The sequence below is a fragment of the Halomonas sp. TP35 genome, assembly GCF_052375975.1.
GTDB classification, from domain to species: Bacteria; Pseudomonadota; Gammaproteobacteria; order Pseudomonadales; family Halomonadaceae; genus Vreelandella; species Vreelandella citrativorans.
Window position 1 is genome coordinate 295,462 of sequence record NZ_JBQSUZ010000002.1, and the last position, 18,316, is coordinate 313,777.

Sequence of the window (18,316 nt, forward strand, 5' to 3'; positions counted from 1 at the left end):
TCGCAAGTTATCGATGCCTACAGATATCAGCAATCACAGCGGTGGATTCTGGATCAGAATGCTAACCAGCTAGTGGCTCTATCCGGAGATGGCCGTCCAGAGTTTAAAAAGACGCTCAGCGCGGTCACTGTGACTAATATCAATCCCATACCCAGAATTTGCGGCCCTACCAGGGTTTCGCTTAACACCACGACTCCAAACAGCGTCGCGGTGACCGGTTCGACCATTTCCACAACGGAGGCACGGCCGGGGCAGTATGATGCAAGCCGAAGTTATAAAGAACAAAAGACAAACCTGCGCCGAGCACACCGAGTACTGCGAATAGCGGCCAACCCGGAGTGCCCAGGACAGCAACCGCTTGGCCAACATCACTCCTCGGCCAGATAAGATTAGTGGCAAGTACCGTAAGCGCTATAGAGAGAATAGCCCGCGGGCTACCATGTGGCGCCGCATACTTGAATCCGAAAATGAATATTGCGTAGGACAGTCTGGCAAGCAGACCAGCACCTACACCCACCGCCGTAACTCCACTCGCACCGATGTCATAAATCCGTGTAAGCAACACGACACCAAGAAGTACGACTGCGATCGCGGCCCACTTCAGCGGCGTGGGACTTTCGAGCCTTAGAGCGAAGGATACGAGATATACGAAGACTGGGGCGCTGTACATCAGCGCAGCCCCAACAGCAACGCTGCCGTGCGCAATACTTAAGAAATAGAACAAGAAGTTACCCGTTACGCCGATACTGGCGATTTGTCAGGCCTCTACTTTGTGGACGCAGTATTATCCAGATGAGAACGCACAGCAGTCCGCTCGCAACCCGGTAGAAGTAAACCACGAGCGCGTCCCAACCGTCGGCCATAAGGATTCCGACGACCCCGCCAGCTAACCCCCAGAAAAGCTCCGCCAGCAGCACAAAAGTTGTACTCGCCCCCATCCTATAACCTCGCTTTTTCGTGCTGAACTAACATAGTTGACGGCGGATAGGGACTTCATGGGATCCTGCTCCGGGCCGCTGAAAGCAAGGCGTCGGTCACTGCCCGAGTGTCAGATAGGGCCGTCTGTACACCAGCCAAGCCATTAGCAGAAAAAGCTTCATTTTCAGTTAATCCCCATAAGCCATCCTACCCAGCATCGAATCAGAAGTGCTGGAAATGCGAGCTATGAACAGGCCACAACAAAAGGCCGTTTGCTTTTGGCTAGTGCAATGGGTGTTATTACTGGGTTTGCTAAGTGTTACTACTGTAGCCACCGCACAATCTTTTTTTAGTCAGCACGAGAGCGTTCTTCCTCCAGAGCAGGCTTTCAAGCCAACACTTAGCCATGATGGCAAATCGTTGGAAATTGATTGGCAAATTGAGCCCGACTACTACCTTTATCGGCACCGTTTTTCTGCCGAAGCCGAAGGGCGTGAGCTATCGCTGAATATTCCTGATGGGGAAACCATTGAGGACGAGTATTTTGGACGTTCTGAGGTTTATCGTCATTCGTTGAGTATGACCACCCAGCCTGGCAACGCTGAAACGATTACTCTTCGCTGGCAGGGCTGCGCCGATGCGGGCCTTTGCTATCCACCTCAGGAACAGACCTTTGACTTAGCGTCTGCTGGCCAGGACATAGCCAAAACGGACGAAACATCGGATGCCACGAACGAATCCTCATTTGGAGAAAACCCTACTTCTGACCCAGAAAGTACGTTGGCAGAAGACCAGCAACTGGCGGCGCAACTGGCCGGAGGTAATTGGTTCTGGACGTTGGCGGCATTCTTCGGCATGGGGCTGTTACTGACGTTCACGCCTTGTGTATTGCCGATGATACCGATCCTTTCGAGCCTGATCGTGGGGCGACGAGAGGTGGGTGAGAGCCACCGAGCGGCAGGCTTCGTAATGTCTACTGCCTTCGTCCTGCCCATGGCGGCCACCTATGCGTTACTCGGCGTGGCCGCTGCCATGGCAGGCGCCAATCTACAAATGCTATTTCAGAACGTCTGGTTTATAGGCCTGTTCTCGCTACTGTTTATCGTTCTCGCCCTGGCCATGTTTGGCTTGTTCGAATTAGAGCTACCGAGAGCGCTTCGCCAGCGGCTTGATGCAGGCATGGCGCGTCAACGCGGCGGGCGTTTAAAAGGGGTTGCCATCATGGGCGTGCTCTCTGCACTGCTAGTGGGTCCCTGCATGACCGCACCGCTAGCGGGAGCGCTACTGTTCATTGCCGATAGTGGCAACCCCTGGTTGGGCGGCGCAGCCCTGTTATCGCTTGGACTCGGAATGGGCCTACCACTCATCCTGATCGGCACCGTGGGTAGCCAGCTTCTACCTAAGCCGGGTGCCTGGATGATTCGCATTAGAGCGCTTTTCGGCTTTGTATTACTGGGGATGGCGATTTGGTTTGTGGCTCGCGTAATACCTGATGCCATCGTTCTCGGCCTTTGGGGCGCTCTAACACTTAGCTTTGCGATAGCCCTCATGTCGCTTGCTCGGAACGAAGGCCTTAGTGGCATCACGCCTCAAGTCTTGACGGCCAGTGCAGCAAGCATAGCCATATGGAGCGCGCTAATGTTAATCGGCGCTGCCGGCGGTGCCTCTGATCCTTGGCGTCCGCTAGCGATTTTTACATCAACTAATGGAGGCTCAAACAATGAGCAACCGCTTACCTTTGATGAGGTTGAAGATCTAGCCACGCTTGATGCCCGTATTGACCAAACCGGGGTTAGCGGCCAGATGACGCTCGTTGAATTTACGGCCGACTGGTGCATCTCTTGTAAGGTGATCGAACAGGAAGTTTTCGCTGACCCCACTGTTCAAGCCGAACTGGAGAATGTGCAACGGTTGAGCATCGACGTAACTAACTACGACGCATCTGACAAGGAGATCATGGAGCACTTCGGCATCGTTGGGCCGCCAACGCTAATGTGGTTCGGCTCTGACGGGCACGAGCGGCGCAGTGCGCGCATTATCGGCGAACTAGACGCTGACACATTTCTGAAGCGCTTCGATCAGGCCAAACAAACCGGCAGCAGTACCACTGGAGGTGGTTCATGAGTCCCCTGGATCGCAGCCTCGTTATCGGCCCGTTAGCTCTGAGCGTAGGGCAGCTTTTGCTGATGCTTTCGATAGTTATCGCACTGATCATCGGAGGCTGGCTAGGCCGCCGTCGAAAGGTCAACGTTGGCGATAGCATCTTCAATGCCATGCTCTTGGGTGTGATCGGGGCGCGACTTGTTTTCATCGTCCAATATGGCGAAAGCTACGATACGTTCTGGTCGTGGTTTGACATACGCGATCGCGGCTTCGAGCCGCTAGCGGGCCTTGTCGTCGCCTTGGTTTACCTTGCTTGGCGGCTATGGCGCCAACCTCACGAGCGCGGCCCTCTCGGAACAGCCGTAATATCAGGGGCCCTGACCTGGTCGCTGACGGCGGGGGCACTGACACTCATGGTATCTCAAGGTGCTAGCATTCCTTCGACGACGTTAACCACGCTTAAGCATGACGAAGTGACTCTTCCCACTATGCTAAGCGAAGCTGATCGCCCCATGGTGGTCAATCTTTGGGCCAGTTGGTGCCCGCCATGTCGACGCGAAATGCCTGTATTTGAGCAGGCTCAACAAGAGCGAGACGACGTGACGTTCGTGTTCGTCAATCAGGGCGAGAGCCTCAGCACCGTTAGTGCCTTTTTACAGCAAGAGTCACTCACCCTCGATAATGTCTACCTCGACCGGAACAATGCGCTCGGCCATGACGTGGGTGCCATGGCCATGCCCACCACGCTTTATTACAACGCCGATGGCACGCTTATCGACACCCACTTTGGAGAGCTGTCTCGCGCCACGCTCGATCGCAGTCTAGCGCGTTTCAACCTCTAACTCACCTCACTTTGGAGACAACACACATGGCCGCTTTCAACGCCTGTATGACACCACTACGCCTCACACTAACGCTTGGGACTAGCATCGCGCTGGCAACAAGTCTGCCTGCAACTGCCGCTGAGTGGCCCGCCCCTATTCAAGAGCTCGAACAGCAAGGTCTCACGATTCATGGAGAATTCGATGCGCCGGACGGGCTGACTGGATATGCAGGTAGTGCTCGTGGCCAGACGATTGCGGCATACCTTACCTCGGGAGGCGAGCATGCCCTAGTTGGTACACTGATCAATGCCGAGGGCCAGGACGTTTCAGCTGAACGGCTAGAGCAACTCGTCAACGGTCAAAGAAACGCCGAGTTATGGCAAGAAATGGATAGCCAACACTGGGTGCGCGATGGCGATAAAGAGGCACCCCGTATCGTATATACCTTTAGTGACCCCAACTGTCCTTACTGCCGCCAACTGTGGGAAGACGCCCAACCCTGGGTTGAAAGTGGCGACGTTCAGGTTCGTCATTTGATGGTAGGTATTCTCAAAGCAGACAGCCCTGAAAAGGCAGCCGCGATACTCAATGCGGATAATCCTGGCGAAGCGCTGGCTGAGCATTACCGCAACGATGCCATGCCCGAAAATCAAGGGGATGACCAAAGCGAGCAGTGGGTTAGCGAAAACACCCAGCTAATGCGCGATGGCCAACTCTTTGCAACGCCAGCGACCTTTTATCAGGATGACAACGGTGACGTGCACAGTGTGATGGGTGCTCCCTCGCCCGATAAGCTTCGAGCCATTATGGGGAGTGATTCACCTTAATCTAAACGGGTTCAACCCGAAGGCAATTGAAGCGTCACTCGTAGCCCAACACCATTGCCAGATGCGAACGTCACTCGGCCTCCTGCCCGGGTGACAATCGCCTCGACGATCGAAAGACCCAAGCCACTACCTTTAGGATGATCTCCCCGATGAAAGCGCTCCGTCAGTCGGGAGAGGTGTTCGGCAGCAATGGTTTCACCTTGACTAGTGATATCGATGACTGTCATTCCCTTTGATTCCTGTACGGAAATCTCTATCGGCGCACCGAGTGCGCCGTGACGCATCGCATTTTCGAGCAGGTTGCGTAGAACCGTCACGAGAAGCGGCTCAGATAGGGCGACATGTACTTGGTTAACGCCTTGGGGATAATGACAATGATCACGGCTACCGGTTTCTGTCATCGCAGCCACCAGTGCCCCCCCAAGAGGAGTAGGATCAGGACGACGGGCACGTGTGATGTCCTCACTTTCCATTCGCGCCAATAGCAAAAGCTGACCAAGCGTTTTCGTTAGTCGATCTACCCCAGCTTCAGCTTGCTGCATCGCTTCGTACTGCTGGTGACCGTCAACACGCCTCGCGATTTGCAGATGTGTGCGAACGGCAGTTAACGGTGTACGAAGTTCGTGGGCAGCATCGTCGGTAAAGCGCTGCTCCAATTCAAGCATACGTCGCGTTCGTGCCAGTAGCGTATTGAAACTATCGATCAGCGGGCGAATTTCACCAGGCAATCCATGAAGAGGTAGTGCCGAAAGGTCATTGTGTTCGCGCAGAATAAGTCGTTGTTGTAACTTGGCAAGCGGCGCAAGTCCTCGTGTTACCCCCCACCATAGCGCAACAAGACTGCCCACCAGCGCCAGTAGAAATGGGTAAAGCGCGGCCCGGCGAACCTGCAGCAGCAGTGCTTCTCTCTCTTTCAGACGATCAGCCACCGTAATACGCTTGTCGTTATCAACTAACGTGTAAACTCGCCAGCGCTGCCCGTTGTGCTCGCGATAACGATACCCCTCAGCCTCAACGGCAAGCACGTCGTTCATTTCCGGATGCGTACCCGCCACCACTTGGCCACGAAGCGATGATACTCGACAAGCGATACCATCCAGCGAAGGAATCGTTGGCGTTTCATCTTCTGTACCGTTCCAAGACGTTGCTGGCACGCGATCCAACAAACCAGCCACCATTCGCGCCGATTGAGCCAGACGCTGATCCAGAGACTCTTCCAACTGCGCCGACAGGTCGCGCATTGACCATATGGCAGTGATACTCCATAGCAGCACGAGAGTAATTCCAAGTGTAGCAACCAGACGTAAGCGCAGATTCATGAGGTCGCATCACTGTTGTATTTGCCAAGTCGATAACCCAAACCTCGCACGGTTTCGATCACATTGCGTCCCAGCTTGCGACGCAGTTGGTAGATGTGCACATTAAGCGCATTGCTTTCGATCTCATCATCAATACCGTAAAGGCAGTCCTTCAATTGATCGGCGCTCAGAATTCGCCCGCGAGCTCGAATTAATGCTTCCAGCAGCATTAACTCGCGTCGCAACAGGACGACGGGTTCTCCATCCAACGTGACGCTACGTGTGACGGGGTCTAATGCCAGGCTGCCGTGACGAATGGCGTGATCCACTTGCCCTGCCGTACGGCGTAATAACGATTGGAGCCGGGCTGTTAACTCGTCAAGATCAAACGGCTTGATCAAATAGTCGTCTGCGCCTCCCTGAAGGCCCTCGACGCGGCTCGCTACCGCATCTCGAGCCGTTAGCATCAGCACTGGCGTCGCCACGCTCGCATGACGCCAATGCTTCAATAACGTCAAACCATCTCCATCGGGCAATCGACGGTCGAGAATAACAGCATCGTAGTTAATGGTGGCTAGCGCGCCTTTCGCAGTATCCAAGGTGGTGACGGTATCAACCACAAAGCCGCTCAGTGCCAATCCTGCTTCGACGCCAGCCGCTACCGGGGCATCATCCTCGACCAGTAATACCCGCATACTTACTCCTCAAGGTCATAGAAAATGGTTTCTATCAGCAGTATGCCATTAGGGGATGAAGTTAATATGAGGCAGCCCCATTTTGCAGCCGACAGATCGAAACCATCCAAACCAACAACTAAACAGCATTATTTAATGCCAAAAGCCGCCATTATCCACATCCACGCTTCATTTACAGTTAATGTTCATCATGCCTAATGAGCTTTTGGTCGTATAGTGAGTAACGTTTCTTATGAACTCTTGCTTTGTAAAACCTGCAGCCAGTGGTCGACTGCTTCGCTGCGTATTCATGATGGCATTGTGGCTTGTTTCATTTTCGGCTTTTGGCGAGACCTCACGGCCACTAGGACATTATCTATTGCCTGAAACCGGCAATATCGTGGGTGAAGCCTATACCGTTCAAGTAGAGAACGAAGAGGATACCTTGCTCGATATTGCTCACGCGCACGGTGTCGGATATGAGGAAATTCGACGGGCCAATCCTGACACTAGTCTTTGGGTTCCTGGGAAAGGAACGAAGGTTCAGATACCGGCGCAGCACATACTGCCGGATGTGGAGCGTAAAGGTGTGGTCATTAATATCGCAGAGCTGCGGCTTTACTACTATCCCGAGGTGCAAGAGGGAGAAACACCTCGCGTCGAGACTTATCCCATTGGCATCGGCCGAGATGGATTCGATACACCATTGGGGATTACTAAAACCACTATGCGCCTTGAGGATCCCGCTTGGTATCCACCCGAATCTGTTCGCCAGGAAGCGGCTGAACGCGGCGACCCACCGCCCAATGTCGTTCCGCCAGGGCCTGATAACCCACTCGGTCAGCACGCTATCTTATTGGATATTCCTGGCTATTTAATCCACGGCACGAACCAACCAGATGGTATTGGTATGCGTGCCAGTCGGGGTTGTATTCGTATGCACCCCGACGATATTAAAGCCGTATTTGAGCAAATACCGAACGGCACCCAAGTCAATATTATCGATGAACCGGTCAAGCTTGGCTGGGACGCCGACCACTTACCGCACTTGCAGGCATTTACGTCGCTTAATGAACAAGGAACGAACATGAACGACTTGCTGGATATCGTTAACTATGCCGACAAATTACCGGAAAAAAAGCGCTCAAACATTGATTATGAAGTAATGCAGAACGCGCTTAGAAGGGGGAATGGATCCATAGAGCCGCTAATTTAGTCCATCTTTTTAGTGAATGTTAGTGGTTGTTATGGGTTTAAACGTGGCAAAGTACTTTCACAAGTGATGCCGCCACGTCCGTCGCCAGGTTTACTGTTCCCTGTGCCCCATTCCCCCATGCAAGTCATCGTTTACGGCGCTCTTCAGGGATAAATGGAGCATACAAAGGGAATAAATCATGGTGGTAGGCAATAGCTGCAACGCTATAGTCGAGCGGTAAACGAGCGCGAAGCTCTTTACAGTTGGTTAGTTAAACCCAGGTTATAAGCCAAGTCATCGTATATTTTCAACTTTGCTAAATGCATTAAGCACGGAGGCTGAATCGACCCTAGTCTCGTAGACACTCAATGGCCGCTCAGAGTTGTCAACTGCCATCTTATCATCAGCGTAGCTTGAAGCTCTGCATTCGGCCAGAAGCAGCCTTTTAGAAGTCGCTAATGTAGTACTTTAACGTTTAGTTAAGGGGCGGGCTTTAGCCCGTCCCTGTGAGCGAAGCGAACGGTTTGAACCACTTGTTAGGCATGCACTGATTATCAGTGTATGCATCCAAGATAGTTAATCCCAAACCTTTTTCTAGCGCTCTGCGCTAGTGGTTCAGGGCAGGTAGGTGCTATGTGAAGCCCATAGCCTTCAATTTTAAAATAAGGATTGGCGGGGTCATCGGGAGGTGGTGAAACCCCCTCTATGTACGTTTGTTTACCAAGTAATGCATACCGCACGTTGGCCCATAACTCAAAGCCAAGCTCAAATAACTCATCCGGATGGTAGCCAGAATTCTCTCCGGCTTTAACTTGTTTTTTAATTATTCCTAACTCTTCAAGTAACATGCTTCCCAAAATATGCGACGCATGGTCGGAGAGTTGTATTCCTGCAATAGTTGCAGAGTTAGAGTTTAAAAATAACTTAACCCCAGCCTCTTGGAGGCGAGCTTGATAAGCTTGGCTAATTTTTATATTTTCATCTACATAAGCGCTATGTTCGCTTTCTTCAAGTAAACCAGTTTTAATTAGTTGAAAAATTAATTCTGCAAGATTATTACCAAGCTGCCTCCGATCATTAAGGGGAAGTATAGTAAGCGCTAGTTTTGAACGGGTTACCATGTAGCCAACATAATCGCGCTGCCTTAACGATATCTCATCACCATTTTTAATTGATGAGCTTTTGTATTCATTCGCATCAGGATCCAAGCCAAAGGCAATCCATTGCTCGCGGATCTCATTCGATACTTCTGTATCTGAGATTATGAGTGCGCCAACAATAAATTCGCCCTGATCTCGAATTGATTCATCGAAATAGAGGTACGCCACTCAATCCTCCTGTGCATAACGCCGCACTCACCGGAATTTAAGGAGCGAAGCGAGTTCAATTTCCGAGTGCAGTGCCTTGTTGCATGCAAGTCAGTGATACTTCATTTTTCTATTATCAAATGCTGGCATTGTACCTTCCAGCACATCGACAACCTTTCGATTTATAGCACGGCACTCAATAGCACCAGATGTATATGAAATTTTCTGCGAATTCTTTCTGTCAATTTCACAGTGGATTATTTGCTCTGCATCGCAAACCACAGCCAAGTTAGGGTTGTGCGTAACCATTATGATTTGGCGCTTTTGCTTCGCCTCATTTAACACTGGCACCAATAAACTCACGATCGTTTCGTTATCTAGATTCTCTTCCGGTTGATCCAAGATAATCGGACTATTACCTTTATCCACCAGAAGGTAGAAAATCAAAAGTAAAGAGCCTCTTTGCCCCGGAGAAAGCTGCCCTATATGAGCACCTTGAAACATCAGAGTGTATCTAGGTTTAAGATATTCCAAGTCGAATAGGAAGTCATAAACTTCATCTGCAGAGCGACCTTTTCGTAGCATTGATTCAATGCCTATCTGTCCATTCGAAGAACTTTCAAGTTTATCGTGTAACTCAGATAAAAAATCGAGCAGAGACTGCTTGCTATTTAGATCGTGCCTATCTGTTAATTCCTTGATTGTAGCCAAACTCTCCGATTCCCCTCTAAATTCACCGGACGCTTGTTTGACGAGCGAAAATAATTTATCAGCAATCAATTCTGTAGTGCTGCTTAGTTCAGCTTTAAACTGTAACTTATACTCATTTCTGATAAGGCTGTTATTTTGAATCAGTTGCTGAACAGGCTGAAACAGGGTCTCTCTATTAACTCTTTGCTCATCCAACAAATCAAATATTTGAGCGGTTTTCTCTAGCCTATTCTCTTGCAAACCTTTTCTTCTAATTGGCAAGTTATCCAACTGCTCCTTCCGATGCTCCAATCCTTTCAAGGTGTCTGGTAAATCCCTGCTTCCTAATATGCCAGCTCTTTTTTCTTCCCATTCTTTTAGTTTGTCTAGATAATTTTGATAAACTTGTTGTGGAGCATTTAATTTTAGACTAATGGATTCGCGCTTAGAAATTAGCGCAACCTCATATTTTTCTAGCTTTTCATTTTCACTTCTAATATCAGTTTCACGTGCCAATACTATGCTATCAGCATCAGTAATTTTCTGTTCATTTATTTTTATTTGAATGACTTCATTTATATCTAATCCTAATAATTTTGCATCACCATCAACTGCCGGTTCTGCGGCATTTATTGCACGAATCATTTCATCGACAAGAGCTATATTATCAGAGCAGTCAGGTTCAGCCTTAAACCTTTTCCCATTCCAGTGAAACGATGCTGGCGTATGTATGTGAAGATCCCACTTCCGCCATTCGGAGCCGCGATTATACTTTAAATCTCTCATATAAATCCTTCTTCATAATCCAGCAGGTATCACACCAATAGTTCGCACGCCTTGGCATGTAGCGCCGCAATAAACGGCAGCTACGCAGTAGCTGTCCGACGGAGGCACGAAGTGCCGTAGTGAATTTGATTGCCTTGTTAGCTTGCATAATTAATTTTTATTTTGTATTTACCATCTTTATCTTTAATTTCTAAGGCGCTATCGCTGATAGTACGGAAGTATTGCCAGTCAGTATTCATGGTGCCAAACAGGCCAAGTGCTTTATAAGCTTTATACCCATAATCTTCCCACATAATATGTACAACGGCATTATTGTGATGTATCGTAAACTGGCACTTTATTATTTCTCTATCGATTATGAGCTTGCCATTTACTTCAGCTGATACAGGTAGGTCTTCCATCGCACTTTGATAAGCTTCGTGCTCACCTATAAGGCTAGAAATTACTTTTTTTATAGCAGAAATTCCCTTCATCTGTTCCTTAAATTCAATCACATGATTCTCCAAAAAAGCTAACAGTTTTATTCATGCGCATGCGCGTTTTTCTGGAAAGCCGTACCTTGCCAACAGGTACCTAAATTACTGATAGAAAAGGGTTGAATACTATTTTTTTCGTAAGGCTCGTTAGAAAAATGCGCATGCGCGCTAACTTTATGATCATTTTTTCAAAATGGTACATAAGCACACAACGCCTTTTTATAAACTATTGTTTTACCAAAACTTACAGCATACTTTTCCAAAAATATGCGCACTCATATTACAACCGCCACCAGAAAAACGCGCAGTGTCAGCTAAAAGCTCCCGAAAATTAGGGTTTCAGAGAACGTCTGCTTTGGGTCGAAAGCAGGCAGTCAGCTGCTATTCACTACAGCATCAAAAAACCACAATTAACCCACTCAACACGCCACAAGAACCAAATATAATTAGCCCTAACGCTAACAGATTGCTCGTCCTCACGTCACTAGAAATTAGCCTTACATACCATTGCTCTTACTCGCCTTCATTTCCTTGTAACAAAAAGGGTAAGCTGATCGGCAACACCGCCCCTGAGTACGCACTCGATGACTTCACACTGGATTCTCGGCCCAGGCGCCATCGGTCGCCTGTTAGCCCATTCGCTCTCTCCTCTTGCTGACATCACCTTAGTCGGTCGCCGTGCGCTACCTGAGCAACAAACAATAACAACCCCCGAAGGTGAGGCGCGTAGCCAGCATTTAAACGTGATAACCACCTCGCAACTAGTAGCCAATGCGCCAGCGCCTCCTGCTTTTGTACATATCACTACCAAGGCGATGGCTGCTGAAGCGGCGTTGGAAAGCGTGGCGCGCGTTATTCCCGCAACTACCCCGCTGGTGTTGTGGCAGAACGGTTTCTTAGCCCAGCCGAGGCTGACTGAATGTTGGCGGGAGCCGGTGTTGTGTGCGACCACGACGGAAGGCGCTTATTTAACCGGTGATGATGGCGTGTTTCATGCGGGGCGCGGGCATACGTTTGTGGGGGATCTGACGAATCGCCATGGTGCGTTGGCACAGCGGTTAGCGCATCAGCTTAGCCGAGCGGGGCTTGCGGCTACGGCGGTGGATGATATCCATAGCCGCCTATGGCAAAAGCTGGCGGTGAATGCAGCGATTAATCCGTTGGTGGCGTTAAATGGGCTTCGTAATGGCGAGTTGCGTGGCGCTGCTTACGCAGGCCGTGTTGAGGCGGTTGTTAAGGAAGTAGCGGCGATTATGCGGGCCGAGGGCATTCAAGCGCCCAACGGGGGCAGCGGCTTGGATGCTTGGCTAGCGTTGGCTTGGGACGTTATTGAGAAGACGGCGAATAATAAGGCGTCGATGTTGCAGGATGTTGAGGGTAAGCGGCTTACCGAGCGTGGTGCTATTTTGGGGCCGTTGATTGAGAGTGGTGAGCGGCGTGGAGTGGGTTGTGAGGTATTACGGGGCTTGGATCGTGAGTTAGTGGTGTTGGAGGCTAGTTACTAGAGCTAACCTCCCCTCTTACATTCGACTGTTCAGCAGAGCTCACATCCCCCGAATTTCGAGGGATGGTACATATATTGGCCTGGCTACTCGTCAGAGGTACTTTTCTCCAACCGCTGGGTTAATGCTGTATCTAATGTGTCTAGCGCTTTCGTACGATGGGTCCACCAGTCTGTTGACCACACTCTGAATAGCGTCCAGCCCAAGCCTTCCAACACACTCTGGCGCACTTTGTCGCGCTCACGGGCATAAACGGAGCTGTGATACATGGCTCCATCACACTCAATACCTGCGAGGTAGACACCGGGTTTATCCGGGTGCACGATCCCCATATCAATACGGTAGGCAGACACACCGATTTGTGGATGCACTATCCAGCCCTTTTCGCGCAGCCCCCTCGCTACGGCGACTTCAAAAGGTGATTCAAAATCACCGATAGAGCCATGTACGGCTGCGCCCAACGCTGAAGCCCCCCGCTCGGCATACTCCAAGAAGTGTTTTAAGTCAGCAACCGCCTTGGCGGACGTTCTTGATAAATCAATGCGCTCCGGTGCTAGGGTGGAAAATACCACCATTTCAGAGCGAGCGCGGGTCATGGCGACATTCAACCGTCGTTCGCCACCATTACGGTTCAACGGGCCAAAGTTCATCGTCACGTGCCCAGATTCGTCCGGTCCGTAGGTGATGCTAAACAAGATGACGTCTCGCTCATCGCCTTGTACGGTTTCCAGGTTTTTCACAAATACCGGTTCTAGCTCGTCATCAGAGAACGCCCATTCAATGCTTGGGTCTTCTCCACGTGCTTTATCGAGCAGGTCTTCAATAAGGCTCTGCTGTTCGGTATTGAAGGTCACCACGCCAATTGACTGCCGACGTATGGCGACATCTTCAGAGGTAAGACGCCGTATAATTTCCGCGACGATTGCCTTGGCTTCTCCTTGGTTATGCCGCGCCTTGCCTCGCGCATAAAAACCTTCTGGGCGCACCAGCGATACACCTTTGTCAGGATGAACAGGTGCAGGAAAGGTGACGAGTGAGTTGTCATAGTAACGACTATTAGAGAACGCAATCAGACTCTCTCGGCGAGAGCGGTAATGTAAATTGAGTACTCGCAGGGGAATACTAGCGCCCATTAGTTCGTCAAGAATACTTTCAAGATCTCCCTCACCATCCACCTCGCCATCAGGATCATCATCAGAGCGACCAAAGAAGTTGCTTGGAGGCATTTGCTTCGGGTCGCCTGCCACAATGACTTGTTTACCCCGGGCGAGAGAGCCAACCGCATCCCACACCGTGATTTGTGAGGCTTCATCAAAAATCACCACATCGAACAATGCCTGACCTGGTGAGAGGAATTGTGCGATAGAGAGCGGCGACATCATAAGGCACGGAGCCAGCGTAGTAATCGCATCCGGGATGGTTTCCATCATTTCCCGAACGGGCTTATGACGCATTTTTTTCTGCAATTCGTGACGTAGCACACCCCAAGAAGAGCTTTTCTGAATCGCGTCTTGGTCAGGAATCTCACCAGACAAGCGCGCAGCAATATACTTTGCTGTCAGAGCACTGAAACGAGTATCAAGCTCGCGGAAATTTAGAATAGCAGCCTGATGCTCAGGGGATGAGAAAGTTCGCAGTACGTCATCTTCGCCAATGACTGCCGACGACCACCATTCACAGTAGGCGGCTTCAAACACATCTTCAATTTGATCTGCATCAATGCTCCCCTGCTCAATGGCATCGACCAGCGGGCCAAGCTGATAATCCAAAGCCTCAGTACGCCGACGCATCCAAGCGCACCACTCTTTAAGTGAAATATGGTGTTCTAAAATCTGCTGGCAGTGCGCGCTCACCGCGCTTAACGCTGGCTCTTCAGCAGGTAAATGTCTTTCCAGAGCTGCACCAATCAAGTCTTCGAACTGGCTTTTCAGCGCCGTAAACTCATCAAAGGTTGCTTGGAAATCAATAATGACTCGACCTATCGGAGCCTCTGGCGCTAGCAAATCATTGGCGTCGTATAACAACGAGCGAATCTTAGTGCGCAGCGCCGCCAAGGACTCAGCATCATCGGCCAGTTTACCCACCGCAACACGGGCCCGTGTTCCTAAGAGTTTTAACGCAGCCATGGCTTCTGGGTCAGAATTGTAGGCATCCCATCCCTTAAGCCCTTTTAACACAGCATCTAAACGATCAATATTGCTGCCCGTTTCGCGTAGCTGCGTTAAAACGGGAATATCGTTATCGGGATTTGGTGTGCCTTGCGCTCCTCCTTCACGCAACTGCTTCATCACACCACGCTTGGCAAACCAGCTTTTTGGCCACCACGTTTCATTGGCTGCCGCCCAAGCCGGGCCTAGCACCGTAGTATCTAATTGCTGCCAAGCCAAAGGCGCATAGCTGCAGCTTAGTTTAGCCTGGGTGGCGATATAGGTTTTAAGCTGAGTTACTGCCTGCTCTAGCGCGTCAAGCCGGTCAGGAGCGTCAGGCTCAAGAGCAAACGAAGCTGATTGACGATAGGCATCCAACAGCACTTGGCAGCACTCCGCCACAGCAGAGAGCTTGGCAAAATTGAGAGTGCCTAAGCGAATACCCAAAGCTTTCTCAACGGCTGATAGCTCATGCGACATTTTATCGGCACTTTTCTTTAGCTGCCGAGCAACACTGACGACCTCTTCCTGCCACTGAGGTCGCCAATCGTGTTGCTGGATGACGCTTAGAGGGTGGTCCACCACGTTACCCACTGCCTTCGCCTGAAGGCTTAACAGTGACGCTATTTCGCGAAGCTGCTCCAACTGTTGTTCATCGTGAATCTCGGCTTTGGCCCAGCTCAGTTTCAACTTAGCAGCCAAGTCGGCATCGCGAATTTTAACGCCCATCGCATAGTGTGCCGTCAAACCGTTACGGTGGCGTCGATGCAAGGCATTCACGACGTGATTCAAGCGATCGCGCAGTGTTTTAAGACGTTCGCTCTCTGCTTTCCAATCGCTAACTGACGAAGCAGAAGCGTTAGTCCAGGAAGTCCGCAACTGATCCAACACATCCGCTTTTTTCGCTTTATTGGAATGCAGCTCCAGGCAAAACTGGCCAAGGCCAATTTCACGTAAGCGGCGATGTACCACGTCAAGCGCTGCTGTCTTCTCAGATACGAAAAGTACTTTTTTGCCTTTGCCTAGCATATGGGCAATAAGGTTGCCGATCGTTTGGCTCTTACCCGTACCGGGCGGGCCGATGATGACAAAATCTTTCCCTCTATCTGCTGTGGCAATGGCCGACATCTGGGAAGAATCAGCAGGCAGAGGGGTTAACAAATCTGCAGGCGTGTACTCACGATCAATATCTTTAGCTTCTACAAAACGAATATCGCTGTCATAAGGCTCACGAGGAGTATCCAGAAGATGCTTCACCACTGGACTTTCCTTTAGCGCTTCGGAGCGATCCATCAGGTCTTTCCACATCAAATACTTAGCGAAAGAAAAGTGCCCAAGCACTACATCTTCCACTACCTCAAAACCAGGCACCGCCTTAATGGCATGGCGCACTCGGTTCCAAATACCGCTCACGTCGACTCCACTCTCGTCTTCAGGCAAAGCGCCAGTAAGGCCTTTGATATCGATAGCAAAATCTGTCTTCAATAACTCTAGCAACGTTGTGTTGAATCGCGGTTCATCATCGCTTGCGACCATCTTCACACCACTGCGTACCGACTTACGTTCTAGCGAAACAGGCAGCAAAATCAGCGGAGCGCGATAGCGGCGGCTACCTTTATCGTTCGGTTTCCACAATAAAAAACCTACCGCTAAAAACAGAGTATTAGAGCCACCCTCCTTCAATGAGGTTTGGGCCTTACGGTAAATGTCTACTGAGCGTTTCTCCAGTTCCTCTTGGGTCAGCTCGACCAATACTTGCTTCTTCGTCAGCGCGTCGCGGGAGTAAACATCTTTAAGATCCTCCCCGGTTCGCTGCTGATGAATATCTTGGTCTTGCTCTTGAGCCTGTAATCTAGGAAAAGGAGCGATTGAAATGCGCGCACCTGTTGCCAATAAATCTTCAAGCCCGCTGGGGTCACCGCATACCAATTGCAGACTACTTTTGCTGGGCTTTTGGTTTAGCAATGGATTTCTAGCCGATAGGTCTAGCAACTTACGCTGCCAGCGCTCTAAACGCCCGCTTGGCGAATCCTCAAATACCTCTTGCTCTATATGAACAGTATTTGCCGGTAGGTCTGGGGCTTCTTCTAATGCCGGTTCAAAAATATCGGCTGTTCCGCTGGTATCGCTGCTGGCCCCTGCCTGAGACTTTAAGCTAATAGGGTTGATACGGTGCGCCCGCGCCCGACGAATATCCACCGCTGCAATAAACTCATGGTCTTTGTCCAGCGAGACTTGCTTGTTACCCGCCTCAACCGCTTTAGAAAAAGGCGGCGAAGGATGGCTAGTCGTATAGGTAGTCTCAATGAGGATGAGTTCTTGTAAAGGGATGCGCTGACGTAACGTTTCCGCTTCATCAATCACTACACTGGCAAGATCTTCTTTTTCGAGCCAAAGTCCTACCAGCGCGTGGCCTTCAGTAAGAATGACCAGTGGATTCAACTGAGCCTGCTCTAGTACGGCTGCAAATAATAAGGTGGTATCTAAGCAGGTGGCTACCTTGGCACTTTCAACATGATGAGGAAGACGAACTTTCTGGCCGTTTTTCTCAAAGCTGGCTGGCGGTAGCGCATACCCTAGTTGCAACTTGACAATTGCAGTGTAAATGGCTGAAGCCATTAGCCAAATCTGCTCACGGCTATTAGCATCATAACCGTTAATTTGATCGGGCTTGCCTGCCTTGCGCAAAATTTGGCTCGCTTGCCCCAACAGTTTGTCTATTGCTGGGTCGTTGGGTGTACAGAAGGCTGCCAATAGCTCAGGCATATAGGAAGCCCCGCCCCACTCGTTGCAGGCTAACAGCTCCACCGGCGTATTCTGCTCAGTCAAAACCTCGCTATTCTGTCGAACCGTAAACGTTACCGTCCCACGCATCGATTCTGTGAGCCCAAGAAGAAAACCACCATCTAGCTCAAGATCTCGGTCTTTTAACGCCAATAGCCCACCTGCTGCTAAACGATCAACTCTCCAGCTTTTCTGTTTAACAAAGGCAGGAGAGGCATCTAATGTGACGGTTAGGTCAGAGAGGTCTTGTTCTTCATTTGTGTTTTCAATACGCAAATCACGCAAAACTGCAAAGGCACTTTGGTGGCAGGCAAAGTTAATTTTTTCTACCAGTGTCGCGTGCAGCTTGATGACCGATGGATCATTTTGAGACATGAGCTGTCCTTAACAAATCTTTTAATAAATCGTTCACAAGATGCGCGTTTTGGCCTAGCCCACCATGCCCAACCCCTACCAGCATTTGTAATTGCCAAGCTGATTAGAATCACCAAACATCTTACGAATCATAATGTAAGCAGATGGTATTATCTTGGCCCTCCACTTCCCAGCATCCACGTTTAAACTCTTGCGAGCAGAGCGAACAAAATAAAATTAATCAATATTTTTCAAATATTTATAGCAACTTAAATTTCACCTTTATTTTTATCAACCTAGCCAATCTCTACTAGCGCCCCCCCACCATGCTGGGGCCAAATGAGTGAAGCTATTTTGGGGGAAAGATCAAGCGCATTATGGTTTGCAGTGTAAGGTGTTGAAGGGATTGGATCGAGAGGTAGCGTTGTTGG

General features: G+C 50.1%; 12 protein-coding genes. 5 read left to right on the plus strand and 7 right to left on the minus strand.

Features of this window, described 5'->3' with window-relative positions; genetic code table 11:
* Nucleotides 1–181: 181 nt before the first annotated feature.
* The gene (locus ACT3RU_RS04095) at nt 182–724 is read right to left on the minus strand and encodes an EamA family transporter (protein ID WP_318779677.1); all 543 of its coding nucleotides are present in this window, start codon (nt 722–724) and stop codon (nt 182–184) included.
* Nucleotides 725–1,164: 440 nt separating this feature from the next.
* Between ACT3RU_RS04095 and dsbD the strand changes: the two genes are divergently transcribed.
* Genes dsbD through dsbG form a run of 3 tightly spaced genes read left to right on the plus strand, consistent with a single transcriptional unit; the run spans nt 1,165 to nt 4,672 of the window.
* Nucleotides 1,165–3,042, plus strand: a complete 1,878-nt coding sequence (gene dsbD / locus ACT3RU_RS04100) for a protein-disulfide reductase DsbD (RefSeq protein WP_192526425.1) — start codon at nt 1,165–1,167, stop codon at nt 3,040–3,042.
* Nucleotides 3,039–3,863 (plus strand): TlpA disulfide reductase family protein, encoded by an 825-nt coding sequence (locus ACT3RU_RS04105; protein ID WP_192526424.1) that lies wholly within the window; start codon nt 3,039–3,041, stop codon nt 3,861–3,863. Before dsbD ends, ACT3RU_RS04105 begins: the two co-directional genes overlap by 4 nt.
* Before the next feature lie 26 nt (nt 3,864–3,889).
* Nucleotides 3,890–4,672 (plus strand): thiol:disulfide interchange protein DsbG, encoded by a 783-nt coding sequence (gene dsbG / locus ACT3RU_RS04110; protein WP_225733647.1) that lies wholly within the window; start codon nt 3,890–3,892, stop codon nt 4,670–4,672.
* Nucleotides 4,673–4,683: 11 nt separating this feature from the next.
* Here the strand turns inward: dsbG and ACT3RU_RS04115 are convergent, their stop codons facing one another.
* Together ACT3RU_RS04115 and ACT3RU_RS04120 are read right to left on the minus strand one after the other, a co-directional pair.
* Nucleotides 4,684–5,991, minus strand: coding sequence for an ATP-binding protein (locus ACT3RU_RS04115; protein WP_192526423.1), 1,308 nt, complete (start codon nt 5,989–5,991; stop codon nt 4,684–4,686).
* Complete coding sequence (locus ACT3RU_RS04120; protein ID WP_041158404.1) at nt 5,988–6,665, minus strand: response regulator; 678 nt, start codon at nt 6,663–6,665, stop codon at nt 5,988–5,990. Before ACT3RU_RS04120 ends, ACT3RU_RS04115 begins: the two co-directional genes overlap by 4 nt.
* 232 nt (nt 6,666–6,897) lie before the next feature.
* On the opposite strand from ACT3RU_RS04120, the gene ACT3RU_RS04125 reads away from it, so the two are divergent.
* Nucleotides 6,898–7,860 (plus strand): L,D-transpeptidase family protein, encoded by a 963-nt coding sequence (locus ACT3RU_RS04125; protein ID WP_192526422.1) that lies wholly within the window; start codon nt 6,898–6,900, stop codon nt 7,858–7,860.
* A 533-nt stretch (nt 7,861–8,393) separates the two neighbouring features.
* Here ACT3RU_RS04125 and ACT3RU_RS04130 read toward each other — a convergent pair.
* The 3 genes from ACT3RU_RS04130 to ACT3RU_RS04140 all read right to left on the minus strand — a co-directional run bounded on the left by ACT3RU_RS04130 (nt 8,394) and on the right by ACT3RU_RS04140 (nt 11,116).
* Nucleotides 8,394–9,167: a hypothetical protein gene (locus ACT3RU_RS04130; RefSeq protein ID WP_192526421.1), complete on the minus strand. Its 774-nt coding sequence runs from the start codon at nt 9,165–9,167 to the stop codon at nt 8,394–8,396.
* Between the two features lie 90 nt (nt 9,168–9,257).
* Nucleotides 9,258–10,622 (minus strand): AAA family ATPase, encoded by a 1,365-nt coding sequence (locus ACT3RU_RS04135; protein ID WP_192526420.1) that lies wholly within the window; start codon nt 10,620–10,622, stop codon nt 9,258–9,260.
* A 137-nt stretch (nt 10,623–10,759) separates the two neighbouring features.
* Nucleotides 10,760–11,116: a hypothetical protein gene (locus ACT3RU_RS04140; RefSeq protein WP_192526419.1), complete on the minus strand. Its 357-nt coding sequence runs from the start codon at nt 11,114–11,116 to the stop codon at nt 10,760–10,762.
* A gap of 566 nt (nt 11,117–11,682) precedes the next feature.
* Between ACT3RU_RS04140 and ACT3RU_RS04145 the strand changes: the two genes are divergently transcribed.
* The gene (locus ACT3RU_RS04145) at nt 11,683–12,603 is read left to right on the plus strand and encodes a ketopantoate reductase family protein (RefSeq protein ID WP_192526418.1); all 921 of its coding nucleotides are present in this window, start codon (nt 11,683–11,685) and stop codon (nt 12,601–12,603) included.
* Nucleotides 12,604–12,686: 83 nt separating this feature from the next.
* Here ACT3RU_RS04145 and ACT3RU_RS04150 read toward each other — a convergent pair whose 3' ends face one another.
* Nucleotides 12,687–17,906: an anti-phage protein ProA gene (locus tag ACT3RU_RS04150; RefSeq protein WP_192526417.1), complete on the minus strand. Its 5,220-nt coding sequence runs from the start codon at nt 17,904–17,906 to the stop codon at nt 12,687–12,689.
* Nucleotides 17,907–18,316 lie beyond the last annotated feature (410 nt).

Coding starts and splice junctions, on each gene's coding strand:
- dsbD (WP_192526425.1), top strand. CDS start 1,165: ATGAACAGGCCACAACAAAAGGCCGTTTGCTTTTGGCTAGTGCAATGG.
- ACT3RU_RS04105 (WP_192526424.1), top strand. CDS start 3,039: ATGAGTCCCCTGGATCGCAGCCTCGTTATCGGCCCGTTAGCTCTGAGC.
- dsbG (WP_225733647.1), top strand. CDS start 3,890: ATGGCCGCTTTCAACGCCTGTATGACACCACTACGCCTCACACTAACG.
- ACT3RU_RS04115 (WP_192526423.1), bottom strand. CDS start 5,991: ATGAATCTGCGCTTACGTCTGGTTGCTACACTTGGAATTACTCTCGTG.
- ACT3RU_RS04120 (WP_041158404.1), bottom strand. CDS start 6,665: ATGCGGGTATTACTGGTCGAGGATGATGCCCCGGTAGCGGCTGGCGTC.
- ACT3RU_RS04125 (WP_192526422.1), top strand. CDS start 6,898: ATGAACTCTTGCTTTGTAAAACCTGCAGCCAGTGGTCGACTGCTTCGC.
- ACT3RU_RS04135 (WP_192526420.1), bottom strand. CDS start 10,622: ATGAGAGATTTAAAGTATAATCGCGGCTCCGAATGGCGGAAGTGGGAT.
- ACT3RU_RS04145 (WP_192526418.1), top strand. CDS start 11,683: ATGACTTCACACTGGATTCTCGGCCCAGGCGCCATCGGTCGCCTGTTA.
- ACT3RU_RS04150 (WP_192526417.1), bottom strand. CDS start 17,906: ATGTCTCAAAATGATCCATCGGTCATCAAGCTGCACGCGACACTGGTA.